Origin of the sequence: Pseudomonas sp. OV226 (genome assembly GCF_003148705.1) — a bacterium.
In the GTDB taxonomy this organism is placed as follows: Bacteria; Pseudomonadota; Gammaproteobacteria; order Pseudomonadales; family Pseudomonadaceae; genus Aquipseudomonas.
In genome coordinates this window covers 53022-71375 of sequence record NZ_QGGS01000012.1, presented here as the reverse complement: position 1 = coordinate 71375, position 18354 = coordinate 53022, and the positions used below count along the sequence as shown (strand labels likewise).

16 protein-coding genes and 1 pseudogene are annotated in these 18354 nt (G+C 59.7%); 3 read left to right on the top strand and 14 right to left on the bottom strand.

Annotated elements, in window-relative coordinates:
• Window positions 1-46: 46 nt before the first annotated feature.
• Window positions 47-382, top strand: a complete 336-nt coding sequence (locus tag C7534_RS19365; protein ID WP_046030429.1) for a hypothetical protein — start codon at window positions 47-49, stop codon at window positions 380-382.
• Between the two features lie 106 nt (window positions 383-488).
• Here the strand turns inward: C7534_RS19365 and C7534_RS19360 are convergent, their stop codons facing one another.
• Entirely contained in the window at window positions 489-785 is a 297-nt protein-coding gene (locus C7534_RS19360; protein ID WP_109786711.1) for a DUF7693 family protein, read from the bottom strand.
• 92 nt (window positions 786-877) lie between these two features.
• Entirely contained in the window at window positions 878-1447 is a 570-nt protein-coding gene (locus tag C7534_RS19355; RefSeq protein ID WP_109786710.1) for a thioesterase family protein, read from the bottom strand.
• A 105-nt stretch (window positions 1448-1552) separates the two neighbouring features.
• On the opposite strand from C7534_RS19355, the gene C7534_RS19350 reads away from it, so the two are divergent.
• Both C7534_RS19350 and C7534_RS19345 read left to right on the top strand, forming a co-directional pair.
• Window positions 1553-2518, top strand: a complete 966-nt coding sequence (locus C7534_RS19350; RefSeq protein ID WP_109786709.1) for a GlxA family transcriptional regulator — start codon at window positions 1553-1555, stop codon at window positions 2516-2518.
• Between the two features lie 36 nt (window positions 2519-2554).
• Complete coding sequence (locus tag C7534_RS19345) at window positions 2555-2944, top strand: c-type cytochrome (protein ID WP_109786708.1); 390 nt, start codon at window positions 2555-2557, stop codon at window positions 2942-2944.
• A 20-nt stretch (window positions 2945-2964) separates the two neighbouring features.
• Here the strand turns inward: C7534_RS19345 and C7534_RS19340 are convergent, their stop codons facing one another.
• The 12 genes and pseudogenes from C7534_RS19340 to C7534_RS19290 form a co-directional block, all read right to left on the bottom strand.
• A complete protein-coding gene (locus C7534_RS19340) occupies window positions 2965-3771 on the bottom strand; it encodes an alpha/beta fold hydrolase (protein ID WP_109786707.1) in 807 nt (268 codons plus the stop codon).
• A gap of 118 nt (window positions 3772-3889) precedes the next feature.
• Window positions 3890-5155, bottom strand: a complete 1266-nt coding sequence (locus tag C7534_RS19335; RefSeq protein WP_046030414.1) for an MFS transporter — start codon at window positions 5153-5155, stop codon at window positions 3890-3892.
• A gap of 32 nt (window positions 5156-5187) precedes the next feature.
• Window positions 5188-6261, bottom strand: coding sequence for a sugar phosphate isomerase/epimerase family protein (locus C7534_RS19330; protein WP_109786706.1), 1074 nt, complete (start codon window positions 6259-6261; stop codon window positions 5188-5190).
• Window positions 6262-6373: 112 nt separating this feature from the next.
• The gene (gene pdxR / locus C7534_RS19325; protein ID WP_109786705.1) at window positions 6374-7882 is read right to left on the bottom strand and encodes a MocR-like pyridoxine biosynthesis transcription factor PdxR; all 1509 of its coding nucleotides are present in this window, start codon (window positions 7880-7882) and stop codon (window positions 6374-6376) included.
• A 171-nt stretch (window positions 7883-8053) separates the two neighbouring features.
• The gene (gltS, locus tag C7534_RS19320) at window positions 8054-9268 is read right to left on the bottom strand and encodes a sodium/glutamate symporter (RefSeq protein ID WP_109786704.1); all 1215 of its coding nucleotides are present in this window, start codon (window positions 9266-9268) and stop codon (window positions 8054-8056) included.
• 272 nt (window positions 9269-9540) lie between these two features.
• The gene (locus C7534_RS19315) at window positions 9541-10710 is read right to left on the bottom strand and encodes a methyl-accepting chemotaxis protein (protein ID WP_408981003.1); all 1170 of its coding nucleotides are present in this window, start codon (window positions 10708-10710) and stop codon (window positions 9541-9543) included.
• Between the two features lie 93 nt (window positions 10711-10803).
• A pseudogene (locus tag C7534_RS33315) lies at window positions 10804-11106 on the bottom strand (PAS domain-containing protein); the annotation flags it as partial.
• A 247-nt stretch (window positions 11107-11353) separates the two neighbouring features.
• Window positions 11354-11650, bottom strand: a complete 297-nt coding sequence (locus C7534_RS19310; RefSeq protein WP_109786702.1) for a hypothetical protein — start codon at window positions 11648-11650, stop codon at window positions 11354-11356.
• 108 nt (window positions 11651-11758) lie between these two features.
• A complete protein-coding gene (locus C7534_RS19305; RefSeq protein ID WP_109786701.1) occupies window positions 11759-12259 on the bottom strand; it encodes a hypothetical protein in 501 nt (166 codons plus the stop codon).
• Window positions 12252-13136 (bottom strand): transcriptional regulator, encoded by an 885-nt coding sequence (locus C7534_RS19300; RefSeq protein WP_109786700.1) that lies wholly within the window; start codon window positions 13134-13136, stop codon window positions 12252-12254. The genes C7534_RS19305 and C7534_RS19300 overlap by 8 nt, the downstream gene beginning before the upstream one ends.
• A 133-nt stretch (window positions 13137-13269) precedes the next feature.
• Entirely contained in the window at window positions 13270-14394 is a 1125-nt protein-coding gene (locus C7534_RS19295; RefSeq protein ID WP_256594783.1) for a response regulator, read from the bottom strand.
• 184 nt (window positions 14395-14578) lie between these two features.
• Window positions 14579-18328, bottom strand: a complete 3750-nt coding sequence (locus C7534_RS19290) for a PAS domain-containing hybrid sensor histidine kinase/response regulator (protein ID WP_109786698.1) — start codon at window positions 18326-18328, stop codon at window positions 14579-14581.
• Between the last annotated feature and the right edge of the window lie 26 nt (window positions 18329-18354).

The window sequence follows — 18354 nt, the reverse complement described above, 5'->3', positions numbered from 1 at the left end:
GCCGCCCGAGAGACGGATCCCGGGCACATTCTTATGGAGTTTTTCAGTGAAGTACCTCAGCAAAGTTGTTGCCGTCGCTCTGTTTGGCCTGGTTCTGGCGGGTTGCACCGGCACCCCGATGAATACCCAGCACTATGAAAGCAGCCAATACACGGTCCTCGGCCATAGCGAAGCAACCGCCACCGGCCTGCTGCTGTTCGGCGTCATCCCGATCCAGCAGAACAACCGTTTTATCCGCGCGCAGGACGCCGCGATCAAAGCCAAGGGCGGTGACGCGATGATCAACACCCAGGTGCAGGAAAACTGGTTCTGGGCCTGGGTCCTGACCGGTTACACCACCAAGATTTCCGGTGATGTGGTCAAGCTGAAAAACGTACAGTAAGCGCCGGGGCCTGCCGTTTGGCGGGTCTGCGTTGACCTGAAAAAGCCCGGCTTGGCCGGGCTTTTTCGTCTGCGGTGTTTGCCGATCTGAAAACCGGGCGCGGTGCTCAGCCTCCGGCCAGCAATCGCTCGATCTGCGTCAGTTCCCACGCGCTGAGAAAACTCACCGGGTCAGTGCCAAAACGTTGCCAGCTATCGAGGTCACCCTCGCGGCCATCGGGGCTGAGGCAATACTGACAGCGGCGCAAATGAATGCCATCGACATCGAGCGTCAGGCGCCAGCCTTCGATATCGACCTGCACCTGAGCGGGTTCGGGCTGTTCATCAAGGCGCAGAAAAGGGCGGATGCCCAGTGCGGCGTCACGCAATGTCTGGTAAACCTCACGGGCGGTCAGCGGTGGCACAGGTGTCTCCAGTGAAAGGTCGGTCAGGCGCCGATGCGCGCGGCACAGGATAGAGTCTGCGCCCGAGGCTGTCAGCGGCTAACCCGCCGTTTTTATGCGACCGTCTGTGGACGCCGAATCGGCTGACCCTCTTCCTCGCGCAACTGAGCGCTCATGTCGTTGCAGCTTTGCGACCAGTCCGTCAGCCACGCCGGCATCGGCGGCGACTGCTCGTCCAATCCCAGCTCACGGGCAAACTCGCCGGGTGCCACCGTGCCTTTGCCTGTGCGGAACACACCGCGCATCACCACCACTCCGATCACACGCCCTTTGCTGACAAAACGGTGCTCCATGAAGCTCCACTTGTCGTCCCAGCCCAGCATCCGCGTGTGAATCTCGAACGCTTCGAACAGCTTCAACTCACGACGGAACTTGCCCCAGGTGTCCCCGACGATCGGCACGGCTTTGTTACGCAGCGCCACGCGGAATGCGCCGCTGCGAAGCACGTAATCCATGCGCCCGAGATCGGCCAGGGTGAAATAGCGACCATTGGTGACGTGGCGATTGAGGTCGAGGTCGAGCGGCAAGACGCGCAGACGGATAACCGTGGTGGCCATGGCGTCGACCGGCTTGCGCCACGGACGACGAAACAGCATGAGGAGCAGTCGGAACCAGAGATTCATAAGTACGCCGATGATTGAATGATCGGTGCACTTTATGCAGCGGGGATCGGGTAAGGTAGGTGCACAAATGACTTTTTACATGCGATATGCGCAATTGGATCATTTATGCACGTCACGCTTTTATTGACCAACCAATGTTCTGCCGCCAGCGCCACGATGGCGCTGGAAGTGCTCAGTGCCGCCAACCTGTTTGCGGACACGGCCAGCTCGCCGTTTGAAGTGGTCATTGCCTCTCTGGACGGTGAAGAGGTTGCCGCGTGGGGAGGGCAGACGCTGCGCGTGGACCAATCCACCCGCGAGATTGCGCAGACTGATCTGGTGCTGATTCCCGGTTTTCTCTTCACCCTCAAGGATGCCTTGCCGGCCTTTTCGGCGTATGGACCCTGGCTGCGTGAACAGCACGCTCAGGGCGCGGTGGTGGCGTCGATGTGTACCGCGGCGTTCATGCTGGCTGAAGCGGGTTTGCTCGACGGCGTTCGAGCCACCACGCACTGGGCGTTTGCCGACCTGTTTCGTCGTCGTTATGCCGACGTTTGCCTGGACGACTCGCAGATCATCTGCGAGGACAATCGTCTGGTCACCAGCGGTGGCGCGAGCGCGGCCATGGACCTGTTGCTGCACCTTGTGCGCCGGTTCGCGTCGCTGGAACTGGCGCAGAAATGTGGCAAATACCTGCTGGTCGACAGTGTGCGCAGCGAGCAGTCGGTGTATGTGATGTGGTCACTGCCCAAGCAGCATGGTGATGCCGGTATCCTGCAGGTTCAAAACTGGCTGGAGAAGCACTTTGACCGTTCAGTGATGATTGATGACGTCGCCCGGCAGTTCGGATTCGGCATCCGAAACTTCAAGCGGCGTTTCAAGGACGCGACGGGGTACACGCCGATTACTTACCTGCAAACGCTGCGGCTGGAAAAGGCCAAACAGCTGCTTGAGACCACTCGCATGACCCAGGACAGCATCACGTATGCCGTGGGCTACGAAGATGGCAATTCTTTCCGTAGACTTTTCCGCCAGCGAGTGGGCCTGCTGCCCGCGGCTTACCGGAAGAAGTTTCAACCGGGCGCCCACTGATTGACGCGCCTGGCCTTACACCATTGGGAACAGAACATGCACAAAGCCGCCGTACTCACCTTGTCCTTGCTGCTTGGCGCAGGGGTATTCAGCCTTCAGGCACACGCGGCCGGCGATGCCGAAGCGGGGGCGACGCTGTTCAAGCGGATCTGCGGAGGATGCCATCAGGTCGGCGAATCGGCACGGGGTTCATTTGGTCCGCAGCTCAACGGCATCTTTGGACGACACTCCGCCAGTACCACGGACTACCAATATTCCGATGCGATGAAAGCCGCCAATATCCTCTGGACCCGCGAAACACTGACCGCGTACCTCGAAGACCCGAAAAAGGTGGTCCCCGGCACCCGCATGATTTTCTGGGGGCTCAGCGATCCGGAAAAGATCGAAAACCTGTTGGCCTACCTGCAAACCTTTCAACCGCAGTAGTGCCTTGCAAGATCAGGCACTCAGCCGGCGTTCGATTCCAGGTGTTGCTTGACCACGTCCAGCACTTCGTTCGGCGCTTCACGATGGGGGACGTGATGACGGTTTTTCAGGATCACGCTTCGGCTCGACGCCGTTCCCAGCGTGGCAATCCGCTGCGGGTGCAACACGGACCCGTACTCGTCGTTCTCGCCATGTAGCGCCAGCAACGGGCACTGAATCGAGGCTGCGCTGCTTTCGAGGGTCCATGGCTCGAAGGCCTTTGATAACCAGGTCTCTGTCCAGGCAGACAGCACCCAGGCGGCCTTGTCGCCGTGGTACTTGTGCAACCGCTCCATTTGTCCTGGCTCCTCGAACTGGGCTTTGGCAATGCGAATGCCGTTCAACGTCCGGTCTTCAACAAATGCCTGTGCCGACTCGGTGATCAACGACTGGCAACTGTGCGGATACAGCGCCGCGCACGTCGCCGCCATTGCCCCGCCAACGCTGTGACCGAAGGCCACGAACCGGTCGATTTGCCACTGCTGGCGCAGCAGCGGAAAGAAGCATTCAGCTTCATCCCGAATAAACCGGGTGGGCAGGTCACCGGGGTAGGCATCGGACTGCCCGAAGCCGAGCCGGTCGTAGGCGACAACTATGCGCCCCGTGGCCTGGCACAGTTGTTCTGGAAAATCCCGCCACAGTGCGACGCAACCCAGAGAGTCATGAAACAGAATGATCGGTGGCTGGGCCGTTTCGGCACGCTCGCCGGCAGGCGACCAGCGTTGGGAGAACAAACGACCGTGAGGCGTCTCGATCCAACGGGTTTCTTCACTGACAAACAACGGCATTGCTGACCTCGACCTGGCGCTCAAGCGGATAACAGATCACGCAGCGTACCCGTTTTGAACCAGCGCTTGAACAGCTGCCGGAAGAGAAGAGGGTCCCTTCCGGCAGCTCCGGAGCTGATCAGGCTTGTGCTGCGCTCACCCCGCCAGTCGCCGTGGATTTTTTGCGCACCGATTGATACAGCAGGCTGGACACCATGAAGCCGATAATGGCCAGCACGCTCATCAGGCTGAAGACATAGTTGTAACCCTGTTCACCGGGGAAGTGATCGAGGATGGCGCCATAGATGACGTAGGCGAACATGCCCGGTGCGTAGCCGATCAGGCAACCGATGCCGAAGGCCGAGCCGGTGATGTGTTGAGGAATGCCGACTTCACCCATGGGCGCCCAGAACACACCGCGCATCGAGAAAACGATCAGCGCGAACGACAGAGTGGCGGCCATGCCCGCGTAGATGAAGCTCGGGCTTTTCGGGATCAGCATGATGACGCCCATCAAGGGCAGCAGCGCCAGGAAGGCCCACTTCAGGTAGCGGCTGGTGCTCTTGAATTGTTTGTCGGCGATGAAGCCGCCGGCAGGGCCACCGAGGATCTTGAGGAAGTATTGGTTGATGATGCCGTAGGCGCCCACCAGTGCCACGGGCAACCCGTACATTTCCTTGAGGTAGGGAATGAAATAGGTCAGGCCGCAGTAGACGATGTAGACCATGAACACGTTGAGGCTGACCAGCCAGATACCCGGTACCTTGATCGCCTCGACCAGGTTCGCCAGGCCGTTTTTCGGTTTGGCCACCGACTGCGCGGTGCCACCCTTGAGCAGGAACCAGGTGACGGTCCCGGCGAGGATGTCGATCACCGAGTAAAACAGGATGGCCGATTTCAGGCCGGCTTCGCCCGACCCCATGGCGACGAACACGCCCAGCGCGGAAAAAGCCACCAGGGTATCGATCACACCACGTCCGCCTTCCAGCAGGCCGAACAACCGGCCTTGTTCCTGATCGTCACCCAGGTTGCGAATCGCCTTGAGCAGCGAAGGCCAGAAGATGCAGTCGGCACAGACCGCCAGCAGGCTGAACACGATCAGCAGGTTGCTGAAGGGTGGAAAGGTCGCCAGGTACAACCCCAGACCACCCGTACCGATCAGGCCGATGGGGATCAGTTTGCGGGTATCGTAGCGATCGGCGAGCAGCCCGCCGACGACGAACAACGCCGTGGCAATGATGGCGTTGGCACTCAGCAGCATGCCGATTTCAGTGTGGGTCAGGCCCATGAATTCCTGCATGGGCACATAGAAGGCGTCCTTTAGGTTTGCCAGTTTGTAGATGGTGCCGCCACCGAGGATGAGGATCAGGAATCTGAACCATTTGGCCTTGTTTTGAATTGTCATTATTGTTCTCCGGGCGTATCGGGTCGTCAGGTTCAGGCGTGGGAGGAGTGGGCCAGGGTCAGTTCGGCCAGGGTGCGAAGTTCGGCTAGCAGGCTGCGCACATAGGCCACCTGGTTGTTCGCCCAGCGGTGTTCATCGGCGAGCATTCGCTCAAGCGAGTAGCCATTGGGGAGCGGTGTGTCGCTCATTTCCCGATAGGCAATGAAGGGGTCAGTCGCCTCGTCGGTCTGACGGAAGGCCGGGGCCACATAGTGGTTTTCCTGCTCAAGAATGAATGCGATCACCTGAGGAGTGGCTGCGTTGCCCAGCATCAACAGTTCGAACAGCATGCGGGCGCTGGGCAGGTCGTCTTCGTCGCTGCCCTGCAGCACGCCGTAGTGGCCAAAACCGTTTTGCTCGGGCACAACGCGCACGCCCTTGAGGTGGGTCTGGCGGATGTGTGGCGCCAGATTGCGCAGCGCCTGTAAAGGCTGCTCGCAGGCATTGATCATGTTGCCGAAGTCGAACAAGGCGTGCAGGCGAGGGTGGTCGAGTCGCTTGAGCAATTGCGCGATCTCGCCGCTCTTGAGTTCTTCATGCTGCTCGAAATCGAAGTACAGGTCGTGCTCGTCGGCCTGCTGCGCCAGGTAGTGCAGGTCGGTCTCGATCACGTCCATGACGCGCGACAGCGCGCCCTCATAACGTGAGTAAACGCGGATGTTGCGTACTCCCAACGCCCTGGCGATGGCGATCACCTGGTCGACATCTTTTTTCAGTGTGCTGCTGATTTCCAGGTGCACATCCAGCCCCAGCGCCTTGGCCTTGTTGGCAAATGCTTGCAGTTGCTCGGGGGACATTTGGCTCAGGCTGTTTTCCTCACCGTCCAGCAGGTGCAGGCTCAGCCCCTGCAACTCGTGGCGATAGGCGAAGTCCAGCAGGTCGGCGGGGGTGACGTGGCCGTGGGTGAGGTTGGTCAGCAGCGGGTAGGCGTGGGCAAACAGGCGCATATGCCCCAGACGTTCGAGCAACTGCCGGGCCAGTGCTTCGGTCAGTACCGGGGCTGTACCGTCCTCGACCACGTTGTGGCTCAGCAAGGCGTTGAATCGTTCCTGGATCTTATTGTTCATTAGAGTCGTTCCTGGTTCAGACACCGGGTCTACCGGCGCAGCCTTTATCGCGCCAGTCAGGAACTCTCGATAGATCCATTATCAGTTAATTCATAAGACCACTTGCCTTGCTTCAAGTGATTTGCGGCAGGCACCCGATTGCGGACAAGGCCCGGGCCAGCGCTTCGACGCGTTCGCGGGCCTGGTTTTCCGACGTACCGGCAAAGCCGATCAACAGGGCCGGCGGCAGGACATGTGTGATGCGGTAGTCGCTCAGTGCATAGGTGTGGATGTTGTGTCGGGCCAACGCCTTGGCGATGGCGTCGTCATCGAGCTCGGTCGGCAGCCAGGCGATCAGGTGCATGCCAGCCTCCACCGGGGTGATCTTGAAGAAGTTGCCGAGCTGCTTTTCGAGCTGCTCGATCAATGCCTGCTGGCGAGCCTGATACAGCGCACGCATGCGACGGATATGCCCCAGGAAGTGGCCTTCGATCATGAAGTCCGCCGTCGTCGCCTGAAGCAGCGTGGGCGGGCTGCGATCCATGACTGCGCGCAGGGTGCAAAAGGGTTCGACCAGGGCTTTTGGCAGAATCACGTAACCCAGGCGCAGCGACGGGAACAGTACTTTGCTGAAGGTGCCGACGTAGATCACCCGGGCCATCTGGTCCATGGCGTAGAGCGCCGGAAGGAGGCGGCCGCTGTAGCGAAACTCACTGTCGCAATCGTCCTCGATGATCCAGCTCTGATGTTGCGCGGCCCAGTCAATCAGGGCCTGGCGTCGCGCATAGCTCAGGGTGACGCCCAATGGATGCTGGCGAGAAGGGGTGGTGAACACCAGGCGGGCGTCGGGGCACTCGTCCAGGCCTTGCTGGACATCGATGCCCTGTTCATCGATACGCAACGGCACCACGCGGGCGCCTTGGGCTTGCAAGGCAATGCGCGCGGCGATGTGGCCCGGGTCTTCCATCCAGACGCTGTCCTGCGGATTGAGCAGCAACATGCCCAGCAGGTTGAACGCTTGCTGCGCACCGGAAACGATCACCACTTGCCCGGCATCACAGTCGATGCCACGGGCGTCGAACACGTATTCGGCAATCGCCGTGCGAAACGCCTGCAAGCCTTGCAGCTCGCCATAGCCGAGCATGGCCTTGGTCGGCTTCAGCAGGTGGCGGTTCATCAGGCGTCGCCAGATGGCTTGGGGGAAGGCATCGTAAGTGCTGTGGCTGGGCAAGAATGAGGTCGGGGTCGCGGGGTCCCAGTCGGCATAAGACACCCCGCGAAAATGATCGCTGCGCAGTGACAACATCGACTGGCTCAGGTCGGACAGGCGCGGTGGCGGGCGCTGTTGCCCATCGTCGGTGATACCGCGATTTTCCCACTCGTTGCCGACATAGGTGCCGGCGCCGGTGCGCGAGGCCAGGAAACCTTCAGCAATCAGTTGATCGAACGCATTGAGAATGGTGATCCGCGACAGCGCCAGTTCCTTGCTCAGGGTCCGGGTCGACGGCAAGCGCACGCCGCCCTGGAGCCGGCCACTGAGTACCTGTTTGCGAATCTGCAGGTACAACTGGCGGTACAAGGGGATGGCGCTGGCACGGTCCAGTTCGATAGCCGACAGCAGCAAACCTGCGGGGGATTTCATGACATGGCTCGTCTGGGTGGAGGAGGGTTTACCGTCGGGCGACGTGGCGTGCAAGGGTATCGAGCGACGCCGGATAAGTCATCCACCCCGGGAGTTTGTCATTTTACGCTCGCGGCTCAGGCGTCATGGGTCGACGCCGAGCCGGGCTTTGATCGATCGAAGGGGCCGTCGCTAAATACCACTGAACAGGCCGATGATCACGGCATTGACCAGGTCAATGAAGAAGCCACACACCAGCGGCACGATCAGGAAGGCTTGGTGGGCTGCGCCGTATTTTTGCGTCACGGTGGTCATGTTGACGATGGCTGTGGCCGTGGAGCCAAGGGCAATCCCCCCGAATCCGGAAGCAATCACGCTGGCTTCGTAATTGCGTCCCATAAAGCGGAACACCACAAAATACGTGTAGAGCACCGTCAGCAGAATTTGCAGGGTCAAGGCGCACAGAATGAACATCAGCGCGCCGCTGAGCTGCCACAGCTGAAGCCCCATCAGGGCCATGGTCAGGAACATGCCCAGGCAGATGTCGGAGATCAGCGCCAGCCCCAGGCTGGCGCCGCTCCAGGTTTTCAGCCGTTGATCACCGACCACGGCGAGAACGATGTGGTGAATGACGATACCCGCGAACAGACAACTGACGAATTTGGGCAGGGTGATGCCGGCGTTTTCCAGCAGCAGGTTGAGTCCATAGCCGAGCATCAGGGTCAGGTTGAGCCACATCCACGCCCAGAGCACGTCGTAGTAGTCCAGTCCCTTGCTCGGTTGTTGCTCGAGAATGCCGACTTCCAGCGTCGCATCCCCGGAAGTCTTCAGGCGATAACGGCTGATCAGTCGATTGGCGATAGGGCCGCCGATCACGCACGCGGCTATAAGCCCGACGGTGTTGCTGGCCATGCCCAGTTCATGGGCGTTACTGATGCCCAGTTTTTCGATGAAAAGCGGCGCCCAGGCCAGCGTGGTACCCGCCCCACCCGTGAGGGAAATGGAGCCCACCATCAATCCTGCCTTGGGATCTAGCCCGAATGCCTCGGCCACCCCCATGCCCAGCGCGTTTTGCAGGACGATGAACACACCGGCGAGCAACAGCAGGACCAGTAGCGGGCGTCCACCCTTGAGCAGTTGGCGCATGTCCGATTTCAAGCCAATGCCGGCAAAGAAATAGAGCAGCAGGGTGTCGCGAACCTGCAGGTCGAATTCGATCTGGATCTTGAGTCCGAAGTACAGCAGGCTCGTCACCGCCGCACAGACGAAGCCACCGACAACCGATTCGGGAATACAGTATTGGCGGAGCAAGGTGCTGCGCTGGACAAGGGTTTTGCCGAGGAACAGCAGGAGGATGGCGAGGGTAAAACTCACGAGGCCGTGAACCGAAAAGAGCTGGGGAGTCATGTCAACCTGCCTAAAAATCTAAAAGCATTATCAGGATTCACCGTTCAATGTTCAGACCTTTATCAATGAACGGGGGATACAGCCAGGCAGTCTGGTCAGCGCCTTCCCGCTGCCCTCAATGCACGCCTGGCCAGTTCAGGTCGCTGCCCGATCACTCAGTAAACGCCTGATGCTTACACCCCAGTGTGTTGCATATTCCCGTTCCATTGATAGCCGATAGCTGCCAGTCAAGACCGGCAGCAGGCAGCCATGGAGATTAGTTGCTTTTTTGGCTATCGGTTGAAACGTTCGGCCAGGCTGTGCAGGTAATCGGCCATTCCCTCGAGATCGCGGCTGATCGCGGCGCCTTGCTCGGCCTGCCCGGCACTGTGGTCACACAGTTGCGCGATGCGCGTGATCTGTTGATTGATATCTTCCGTCACGTGACTTTGCTGCTCTGATGCCGATGCCATTTGCTGGCTCATGGCGGTGATGCGGCTGACGGCTTGACTGATGCCGACCAGCGCCGACTGCACCGCCTCGACACGCTGCATGCTGTCGCGGGAAATCTGCTCGCCCCGCGCGGCCGTGGAGACGGCGCGATCGGCTCCGTTGTTCAGCGACGCGATGAAGCCATGGATCTGCTCGGTGGAGGTGCGGGTGCGCTGTGCCAGGGAGCGCACCTCGTCGGCAACCACTGCAAAACCCCGGCCTTGTTCACCTGCCCGGGCCGCCTCGATCGCTGCATTGAGCGCCAACAGGTTGGTCTGTTCGGCAATGGAAGTGATGACATCCACGACACTGCCGATCGATTGCGTCTCGCTCGCCAATGCGTTCACCGCCAGGCCGATTTCGTTGACGGCCTCATTCATCGCTTCCATGGCGTGCAGGCTTTGCCGGGCCAGCTCACTGCCTTCTTGAGTCAACTGGTCGGCTTCGGACGCGGCATGCGCCGTCGTGATGACGTTTTGAGTCACCTCCTGATTCGTTGCCGCCATCTGCGCGATGGCGGCGGCGGACTGATCCGTTTCACTGCGCTGGCGATCAAGCGACTGCGCTTGCGAGCCGGACAGTTCGGATGACTGGGCTGCCTTGGCCTTTACGCTGATCCCGGCATCGACAAGCCGGCTCAACGCCGTTTGCAAACGGGCTTCCTCGCTGAGCATGGCCATATCCAGCCGGCCTTGGGGGCCGTAGTTGTCGCTGTAGGTCAGCGCGACCAACGGGTCGGCAAATGCTTTTGGATGCTCGGCGAGGGTGCGCTCGATGGAGCTGCGATGTCGGGACTCGATGCGGTACCAGGCAAGACTCAGGCTCGCCACCAGGACACATTGAGCCGCCGTGTCCGGTAGCCAATGAGCACCCAGCAGTGAAAGCACGCCAGCCGCAAATAATGGAAAACCGTTTCGCAGTGGCCGCAGAATCCGGGCACTGCGCGCCACAATCGGCTTGCCGGCGCGCATCCTTGCATAGAGCGCTGATGCCCGACGGACCTGGTCGCGGCTGGGCACCGAGCGTACCGACTCGTAACCACTCATTCGCCCGTTTTCATACATGGGCGTGACGTAGGTATTGACCCAATAAAAATCGCCATTTTTCGAGCGGTTTTTTACAATCCCCATCCAGGGTTTGCCTTGCTTGAGGGTGTGCCACATATGAATGAATACCCCGGGTGGCATATCGGGGTGTCGAATCAGGTTATGAGGCTGGCCGACCAATTCGTCGGCAGTGAACCCGCTGATGGCCACAAATGCGTCATTGCAGTAAGTGATTCGGCTATCAAGGTCGGTCGTGGAGATCAAACGCTGGTTGGCAGGGAACGCTCTTTCTTGGTCAGTGACGGGCAGATTCACACGCATTAACGCGATCTTTTTGCGGATTATTATTCTGGTGTTGAGCGTGTAAATCGGAACCATGGCGCACGGCAAGCACTGAACAGTGCTTGTGCTACAACATCCCCTTGTACTCGTTTCAGCGTGGCACCGATTCAGCTCGCGATTCGTTCTACGCGTTTTTTCGGGTGGACAGCCGTACATTCGGCGACAGTTTTTTTTCATTTCATGACAGGTTCACGGCGCTGACGTGGAGTGTTGCGCCGTGTTCACGCTATTGGTTTTTGCACTCCGACACCACCACTTGGCAGGTGTTGGGCGTGCCCCCGGACCGGCCGGCATAGCGCATGCAGTTGTTCATGGATTTTTGCTGAGCAATGTTCAAGGTGGCGCCCCAGGCCAGGCCGCCCTCGCCAGCTGTGGGGAGCGATTTTGCGTAGCAATTTGAGCCGGCGACCTGATAGGGGTCCCTGGAGTGTTTACCTGAACATCCCGCCGTCAGCGCCAGGCTGATGGCGAGCAGGCAGGGGAGAACCCATGACCCGCATTGGCGCGCTGCTGTTTTGGTCATTGCGTTTCCCCCGATCAAGAGGCTGAAGGCGTGTCCTTCCTTTCAAAGATTAGACGCTCTCGCGCCTGCCTTTAGATCGGTTTAGCGGGTATGGGGCGTTTATCGCTGTCATCGTTTGCTGCACAGAATGAACATGTCGTTGCCATCATCGAACAGGTAACGCGTCTGTGACAGCGAGCGCATCCAGTAACTCACGCTGGTGTCCGAGCGGAAGATAAACAGGCCGAGTGTCCCCGCCAGCTCAGGCGTTGCGCTGTCCGCTTCGCCCTTGGCGCTCCGTACGACAGTGACCTGCAAGCGGTGTCCCTGTTGTTGCACCCTAAAGGCACTATTGCGGCGCAGGGTGTCAATTTCAGCACCGGAGCCGGTATCGATCAGTTGGGCCACCATGCGCATGTGACTGAGCCCGGTGGGCCTCAAGTCCAGTCTGAAGCGCGTCGTCAGCCACGCAGCAGGCAATGCCGAGGGCACTTGATGCGCGCTCTCCCCGGTGCACCAGAAGTCCAGGTTGGCCTTGTGCTCGCCCGTCAGGCGTCCCAGTGCAACACCCAAAAGCCCCACGACGACGAAGGCCAGGCACCAAGCTGAGATGGCGGCGCGTCTAGTCATGTTGTTGTACACCGATGCAGCGACTGCTCGCCGTTTCCAGCGCGCCATCGCAGAGAATCTGATCGGCTCCCCGACGCGACGGTAACAAGTACAGGTGCATGTTTTGCGTCGAAAGACCTAGAATCCCCGCCAGTTTTCGACTGTTCTCGACCATCAATTGCAAGTGGGGCGCCACTGGCGGCTGTACGTCCTGAGTGGGCAAGTGCACGAGCACATCATCCATCGTTACGGGAGCGGCGAACGCTGGCGGTTCCACTTCAAGCGGCGGTGCCAGCCAGATTCTTCCCAGCACAAATGCACAGGCTCCCCACACGGGTAATGCGAGCCACAAGTGCCAACGCCTTGGGGTTGCAATCGCAGACGTAGGTATCGGACCGGGAGCGGGATCCGTTGAGGCAGGGATTGGCTTGATCGAAGGCGGTTCGCCAGCTTCTCCCTCTGTATCAGCGATGGCCGATACAGCAGGCTCAAGGGGCAGGGGGGCTTCGTTGCCAGTGACCATCGTGCATGATGGCAGCGCCGGTTTCGGGTGCGCAGTCAACTCTTCGACTGTCACCCCGTCGGCAAGCTTGTAGCCGATGCGTGGCAAGGTCTGGATGAATTCTCGATCAGGCTGCAGTTTTTCCAGCGCCAGCCGCAATTGGCGGACCACCTGGGCCAGGCTGTTGTCGGTCACTTCCAGCCCGTATTGTCCCCATGCCCCGGCCATCAGTTCGCGCTTGCGAACCACAGAACCCCCGGACCTGAGCAGCATGGCCAGGCATCGGCTGGCGATTGCACCCAGGCGCAAAGGCTCCTCATTGGCGGCGTCGACACGAAACAACAGGAAGTTGTTCTCGTCGAACACCAAGTGTTCATCAATCAGCAGTTGGCCCATGGCGAGCTTCCGTGCGTGGCAAGAAGACAAGTCGGATTCGTGTCGTTGGCTTCTAGAGTTAAGCGGCCATTCCTTGCTTTGGCCAACCTCTGCGCTGAATAGGTGGCGAGCTCAGTCGTTGTTTGCCAGTGGTCTACCCGGCCAAGGCCTCAAGGGCATCCTCGGCAGGGGCGTCGGCATAGCGCTCGGCGATCCGCTCAAACTCTTTTTCCAGGTCGATGAAGGCGGCCACCACATCCGGATCAAAATGCCGTCCGGCACCCTCGCAGATGATCGCGAATGCCTTCTCGTGGCACATCTGCGACTTGTATACCCGTCGGCTGATGACCGCGTCGTAGACATCGGCAACTGCCATCAAGCGGGCGCTGACAGGAATGGCGTCACGGGCCAGGCCATTGGGATAACCGCTGCCATCCCATTTTTCGTGGTGACACAGGGCAATTTCCTTGGCGATGCGCAGGAACGGCACCTGCGCGCCCAACAGTTCCTCGGCATGTACCAGGGCCTGGTAACCCAGCTGGGCGTGGGTCTTCATGATTTCGAACTCGGCGGGTTCAAAGCGCCCCGGTTTGAGCAGGATATGGTCAGCAATACCGACCTTGCCGATATCGTGCAGCGGCGCCGACTTGAATATCAACTCAATGCTTTGATCATCCAGATGCGCGCTGAATCGCGGGTGTTCGCTTAATTTTTCTGCCAATAGCCGAACATAGTGCTGTGTGCGCCGCAGGTGGTTGCCTGTCTCGTTGTCGCGAGTCTCGGCCAGCGAGGCAAGGGCCAGGATGGTCACGTCATGGGTGGCCTGCAGCTCACGGGTTCGCGCCAGGACTTCCTGGTCGAGGTAGGCATTGTGCGAACGCAACAGGTCCGTCGTCGCCTTGAGGCGCAACTGTGTCTGCACCCGTGCGAGCAGAATGGCTGGATTGATCGGCTTGAACAGATAGTCGGCAGCTCCCAGTCCGAAACCCTGGCACTCATCCTCGTGCTGAATCCTGGCGCTCAGAAACATCACCGGCACATCACGTGTCTGCGGATTCTGCTGGAGACGACGACAAACCTCATAGCCGTCCATTTCGGGCATCATCACATCCAGCAGAATCAGGTCGGGTATCGTCCGATCGACGATCTTCAAGGCCTGGGCACCGCTGGTAGCAATTCGTACGTGATAAAGCTCACGCAACAGCTCACTGATCAGCTGCAGATTGGCCGGCACATCGTCGACCACCAGCACGATGGGTCTTTGGGTTGAGCTGTTCACGGGGTTTCCTTGTGACGGCAGTCACGGATGTGTCGATAAAGTACTTTCAGTAACGCATGCCACTTGCACCTCTGCTCTGAAATGGACTGAGCCTTTTCCGCCGGGTGCTGAAAAACGCTGAAAACTTCTGAACAGCCTGCTTTTGAGGTCATGAAGTGCGTGTTGCCTCAACGTTTCTATTCGTTCATTGCGCGGGTTCCACCGCCTGCATCGCCTCCTTCAGACAGACCTGCGCCCGCTCAAAATCGAAACGTTTCACCGCGTCGTCCAGTGGCTGGAAGCGTTGCGCGAACGCGCCTCGCAATACACCCGCATTTGAGGACAAATAGGGCACTGCCTGCGCATCAAAATCACTCAGCAGGGTTTCGAGATGTCGGCAGATCCGTCGTAACTCGACGTAGTCGACCGCTGTCGGTGCCGTCTCGATTTCACCGGGCAACCGCTCCCGCATTTGCCTCAGCAGGGCTTCCAAGGGTTCAGACAATGCCTGAAGAGCGATTTGCAGCGCTTCATTGGGGCGCTTTGTGCGAAGTGCTTGCTCCAACTCGTTTGCCGCCTGCGCGACGATGTCGGCACCGATGGTCGCTGACACGCCTTTGCAGCTATGGGCCAACAGTTCGGCTTTAGCCAGGTCACCCTGCATCAACGCCGTGCGTAACTGCTTGAGCAAGTGGCTCTGGTGGGTCTGGTAACTGCGCAGCAAATTCGCATACAGAGTGTGCCGGCCCAGTACCCGTCGCAGGCCCGCAACCGTGTCCACGCCGTCGAGTTTGAAGCTCGCCTCGGCGCAACTCTGCGTTGCCAGCGGCGCCAGCTCCGCCTCGCACGCAGGCTGGACCGATGTCTCAGGCTGCCAGCGACGCAACACCGCGTAGAGCGTCTGCGGTTCGAAGGGTTTGCTGACAAAGTCATTCATGCCGGCTGCCAGACAAGCGTCTTGATCACGCTGGCTCGCATTGGCGGTAATGGCAATGACGGGCAGTGTGTCCATGCCGGGCAACCGACGCAGCAGGCGGGTGGCCGTCAGACCATCGAGCACCGGCATCTGCATGTCCATGAACACCAGGTCGTAGCGCTCCTCGGCCAATCGATCCAGCGCCTGGCGGCCATCCGTCGCGATTTCGACCCGACAACCGGCCGCCCGCAGAAATTCGGTGGCCACTTGCTGGTTTAACTCGTTGTCTTCCACCAGTAAAACGCGGGTCCCTTCGGTCGCCTGCCAGTCGCTGTGATGCTCCGCTGCGCACAGGCCTTCAATGACCGTGTTGCGGGCCAACAACAGGCGCACCTCAAACCAGAAATGACTGCCTTCCCCCAGCACGCTCTGAACACCCACCTGGCCGCCCATCAACTCGGACAGCTGTTTGGCGATGGCCAGCCCCAGGCCCGTGCCACCAAAGCGTCGTGTGGTGGAGGCATCGGCCTGCTGGAAGCTCTGGAACATGTGTTTCAACTGCTCGGACGACAGGCCGATGCCGGTATCGCTCACGCTGAAGCAAAGCAAGGCGTCATCGGCGGCGGCCTGGCGCAGACTGACTTCAATACGGATCTGCCCACGTTCGGTGAATTTCACCGCATTACTCAGGTAGTTGAGTAATATCTGCCGCAGTCGCAGCGGATCGCCACACACGCGATCGGGTACGTCCGCCCCCATGTTGAGCCGCACATCCAGGCCTTTATCGGCAATACGCGCACGTACCTGGTCAAGGGCTTCCTCCAGCAGTTGGGTCAGGCTGAAGTCGCGGACCTCCAGTTGAAGCTTGCCGGCCTCGATCTTGGAAAAATCCAGAATATCGTCAAGCACGCCCAGCAAATGGCGGCTGGAGCTCTGTACCTTGTTCAAGTAGTCGCGTTGAGATTCGTTCAGCTCCGTCCTCAAGGTCAGGTGTGTCATGCCAATGATGGCGTTCATCGGCGTGCGAATCTCGTGACTCATGTTGGCCAGGAACTCAGCCTTGATACGCGCACTGTCTTCGGCCAGTTGCCGCGCCTGCTGCATCTCGTTCGCCGCGGCGTGCTGGGCGGAAATGTCTTCGATGATCCAGATCGAGCCTCGGGAGTTGTTTGCGGACGTGATGGCTCGCGCACTGACGCTGGCCCAGAAGCATCGGGCGTCCTTGCGACGCAGTTGCAGCTGCTGCTGATAGATTTCGCCACGGTCCAGCGCCTCGCGAATCTGTGCTTCCAGTGTCTGCACTGTTTGCGCCGAAATGACCTGATCCAGCCAGATCAGCGGGGAACGCTGCAGTTGCTCACCGGGTGCGTAACCCAGCAATTCGTCCAGACGCGAATTGGCCTGTGCGATCAATCCACCCTGTACGAGTGCAATGCCATAGGGCGCCGAGCCGACAATGGCCTGCTGCTGCTCATGCGCTTCACGCAGGCAGCGCTCTTCGGCTTTACGCTGGCTGAGATCGCGTATCGCAATGCACAGGCATTGCCCACGATCCTCGCGCACGGGCAGCAGGCACAGGCGCAACTCAGCGGGAAACTCACTGCCATCGGCTCGCCGCGCAATCACTTCGGCGGTGTCGAGCACCTTGTTCAGGTGCACTCGCTCAAGCATGCGATCAACGGTCTCGAGCTGGCTGTCCGGCACCAGCGCGCGGTAACTCTGGCCAAGCAAGGTGCCGGGGGCATAACCAAAGGTTGCTTCGCTTTCCTGGTTGGCGAGGATCACGCCGCCCTCGTCGAACACCAGCAGTGCTTTGGGGGCAAACTCGACGATGCTGCGATACCAGCCCTCAGTGGCTTCCAGCGACTGTTGGCGTTGTTGCAGAATCAGCGCCTGGCGCTCCAGCAGCCGGGCCTGCAGGTGGGCCTGGTGCAGCAATCGCTGATTGTGCGTGCTCTGATCCAGCAAATTCAGGAGCGTGGCGAGTCGGTTGGGCAGGGTGTCGAGCAACTGGAGCTGAGCGCAATCCGGGCGATGGGCAAAATCGAGTTCAAGGCTCGCCAGCTGCTGCCCGTCCTGCTGCAGTGGCAAACTGTAGTGCAAGTGGCCTGCCGGCATGTCGAAGGACTCAGCATCGAATAGCAAAATCGCCTTGCAACCCAGGCACTCGCCCAGCTTTTGCTGCAACGTTGCGGCGAATGCCTCCCGACTGGTGCACAACTGCAACGCTTGGACCAGCTCGCCGAGGTGCCCCTTGACCCAGTGCTGTCGGTGCAGCTCTTCATTGACGTCGACATAGGCATCGAATGCCTCGGCCAGCGCCACGACTTCAGCAAGCCCCTGGCGCTGCGCCGGCTCACCAAGGGCTTCGCCGGCGTGCAGGCGGCGCATGCGCTCGGAAAGACGCAACAACGGGATCATCAACTGGCGACGCAGGACCACCAGAAATGCCAATAGACCTGCGCCCAATGTGATCAATTGCATCAAGACATTGATGTGGCTGGCCAACTGGGCTTTGTTTCGCGCGGCCTCGAAGTCGCTATTAAAACGTTGGGTCGTCGAGGTGGTCAGTTGATTCAGCGCGTCGGCAAAATTCCACTCGGTATTGATGTAAGTGGTGCTTGCAAGCTGTGTCGGACCGCCTCGATGAAAACTTTGTTTCATCGCAAGGCGCTCCATGCTCGTTTGCCTGAGATCCATGTCCTCGACTGTCGCCAGCAATCGGGCTTCCTGATCATTCAGTCCGACGGCTTGAAGCTCCAGTTTGGTGTCGTGGAAAGTCCGGCCTTTTTGCCACTTTTCGTTGTATTGGGTGAGAAACAGCTCGTCGCCCGTGCCGACATACAGGCGCGCCAGTTGGGTCAGTTCACGGTTGAGGGTCGCCATTCGGGCAACGGCGGTGATGGTCTGGTGCCGTCGATCCGTGGCGCGCGCGGCTTGGGCACCGTAATACTCATCCAGGGACAGGGTCAGCAGGCAAGCAATCACCGCCATGCCAAATCCTGCCGAAATGAGTTTGCTCAGACGTTCCAGACTCATGGTCTCTCCTGCGACAACCGCTCCGG

Bases quoted from the DNA above. Each gene is read 5' to 3' on its own strand.
- C7534_RS19350 (WP_109786709.1), top strand. From the start codon at position 1,553: ATGCACGTCACGCTTTTATTGACCAACCAATGTTCTGCCGCCAGCGCC.
- C7534_RS19315 (WP_408981003.1), bottom strand. From the start codon at position 10,710: ATGCGCGCCGGCAAGCCGATTGTGGCGCGCAGTGCCCGGATTCTGCGG.
- C7534_RS19310 (WP_109786702.1), bottom strand. From the start codon at position 11,650: ATGACCAAAACAGCAGCGCGCCAATGCGGGTCATGGGTTCTCCCCTGC.
- C7534_RS19305 (WP_109786701.1), bottom strand. From the start codon at position 12,259: ATGACTAGACGCGCCGCCATCTCAGCTTGGTGCCTGGCCTTCGTCGTC.
- C7534_RS19290 (WP_109786698.1), bottom strand. From the start codon at position 18,328: ATGAGTCTGGAACGTCTGAGCAAACTCATTTCGGCAGGATTTGGCATG.
- C7534_RS19330 (WP_109786706.1), bottom strand. From the start codon at position 6,261: ATGAACAATAAGATCCAGGAACGATTCAACGCCTTGCTGAGCCACAAC.
- gltS (WP_109786704.1), bottom strand. From the start codon at position 9,268: ATGACTCCCCAGCTCTTTTCGGTTCACGGCCTCGTGAGTTTTACCCTC.
- C7534_RS19335 (WP_046030414.1), bottom strand. From the start codon at position 5,155: ATGACAATTCAAAACAAGGCCAAATGGTTCAGATTCCTGATCCTCATC.
- pdxR (WP_109786705.1), bottom strand. From the start codon at position 7,882: ATGAAATCCCCCGCAGGTTTGCTGCTGTCGGCTATCGAACTGGACCGT.
- C7534_RS19345 (WP_109786708.1), top strand. From the start codon at position 2,555: ATGCACAAAGCCGCCGTACTCACCTTGTCCTTGCTGCTTGGCGCAGGG.
- C7534_RS19340 (WP_109786707.1), bottom strand. From the start codon at position 3,771: ATGCCGTTGTTTGTCAGTGAAGAAACCCGTTGGATCGAGACGCCTCAC.
- C7534_RS19355 (WP_109786710.1), bottom strand. From the start codon at position 1,447: ATGAATCTCTGGTTCCGACTGCTCCTCATGCTGTTTCGTCGTCCGTGG.
- C7534_RS19300 (WP_109786700.1), bottom strand. From the start codon at position 13,136: ATGGGCCAACTGCTGATTGATGAACACTTGGTGTTCGACGAGAACAAC.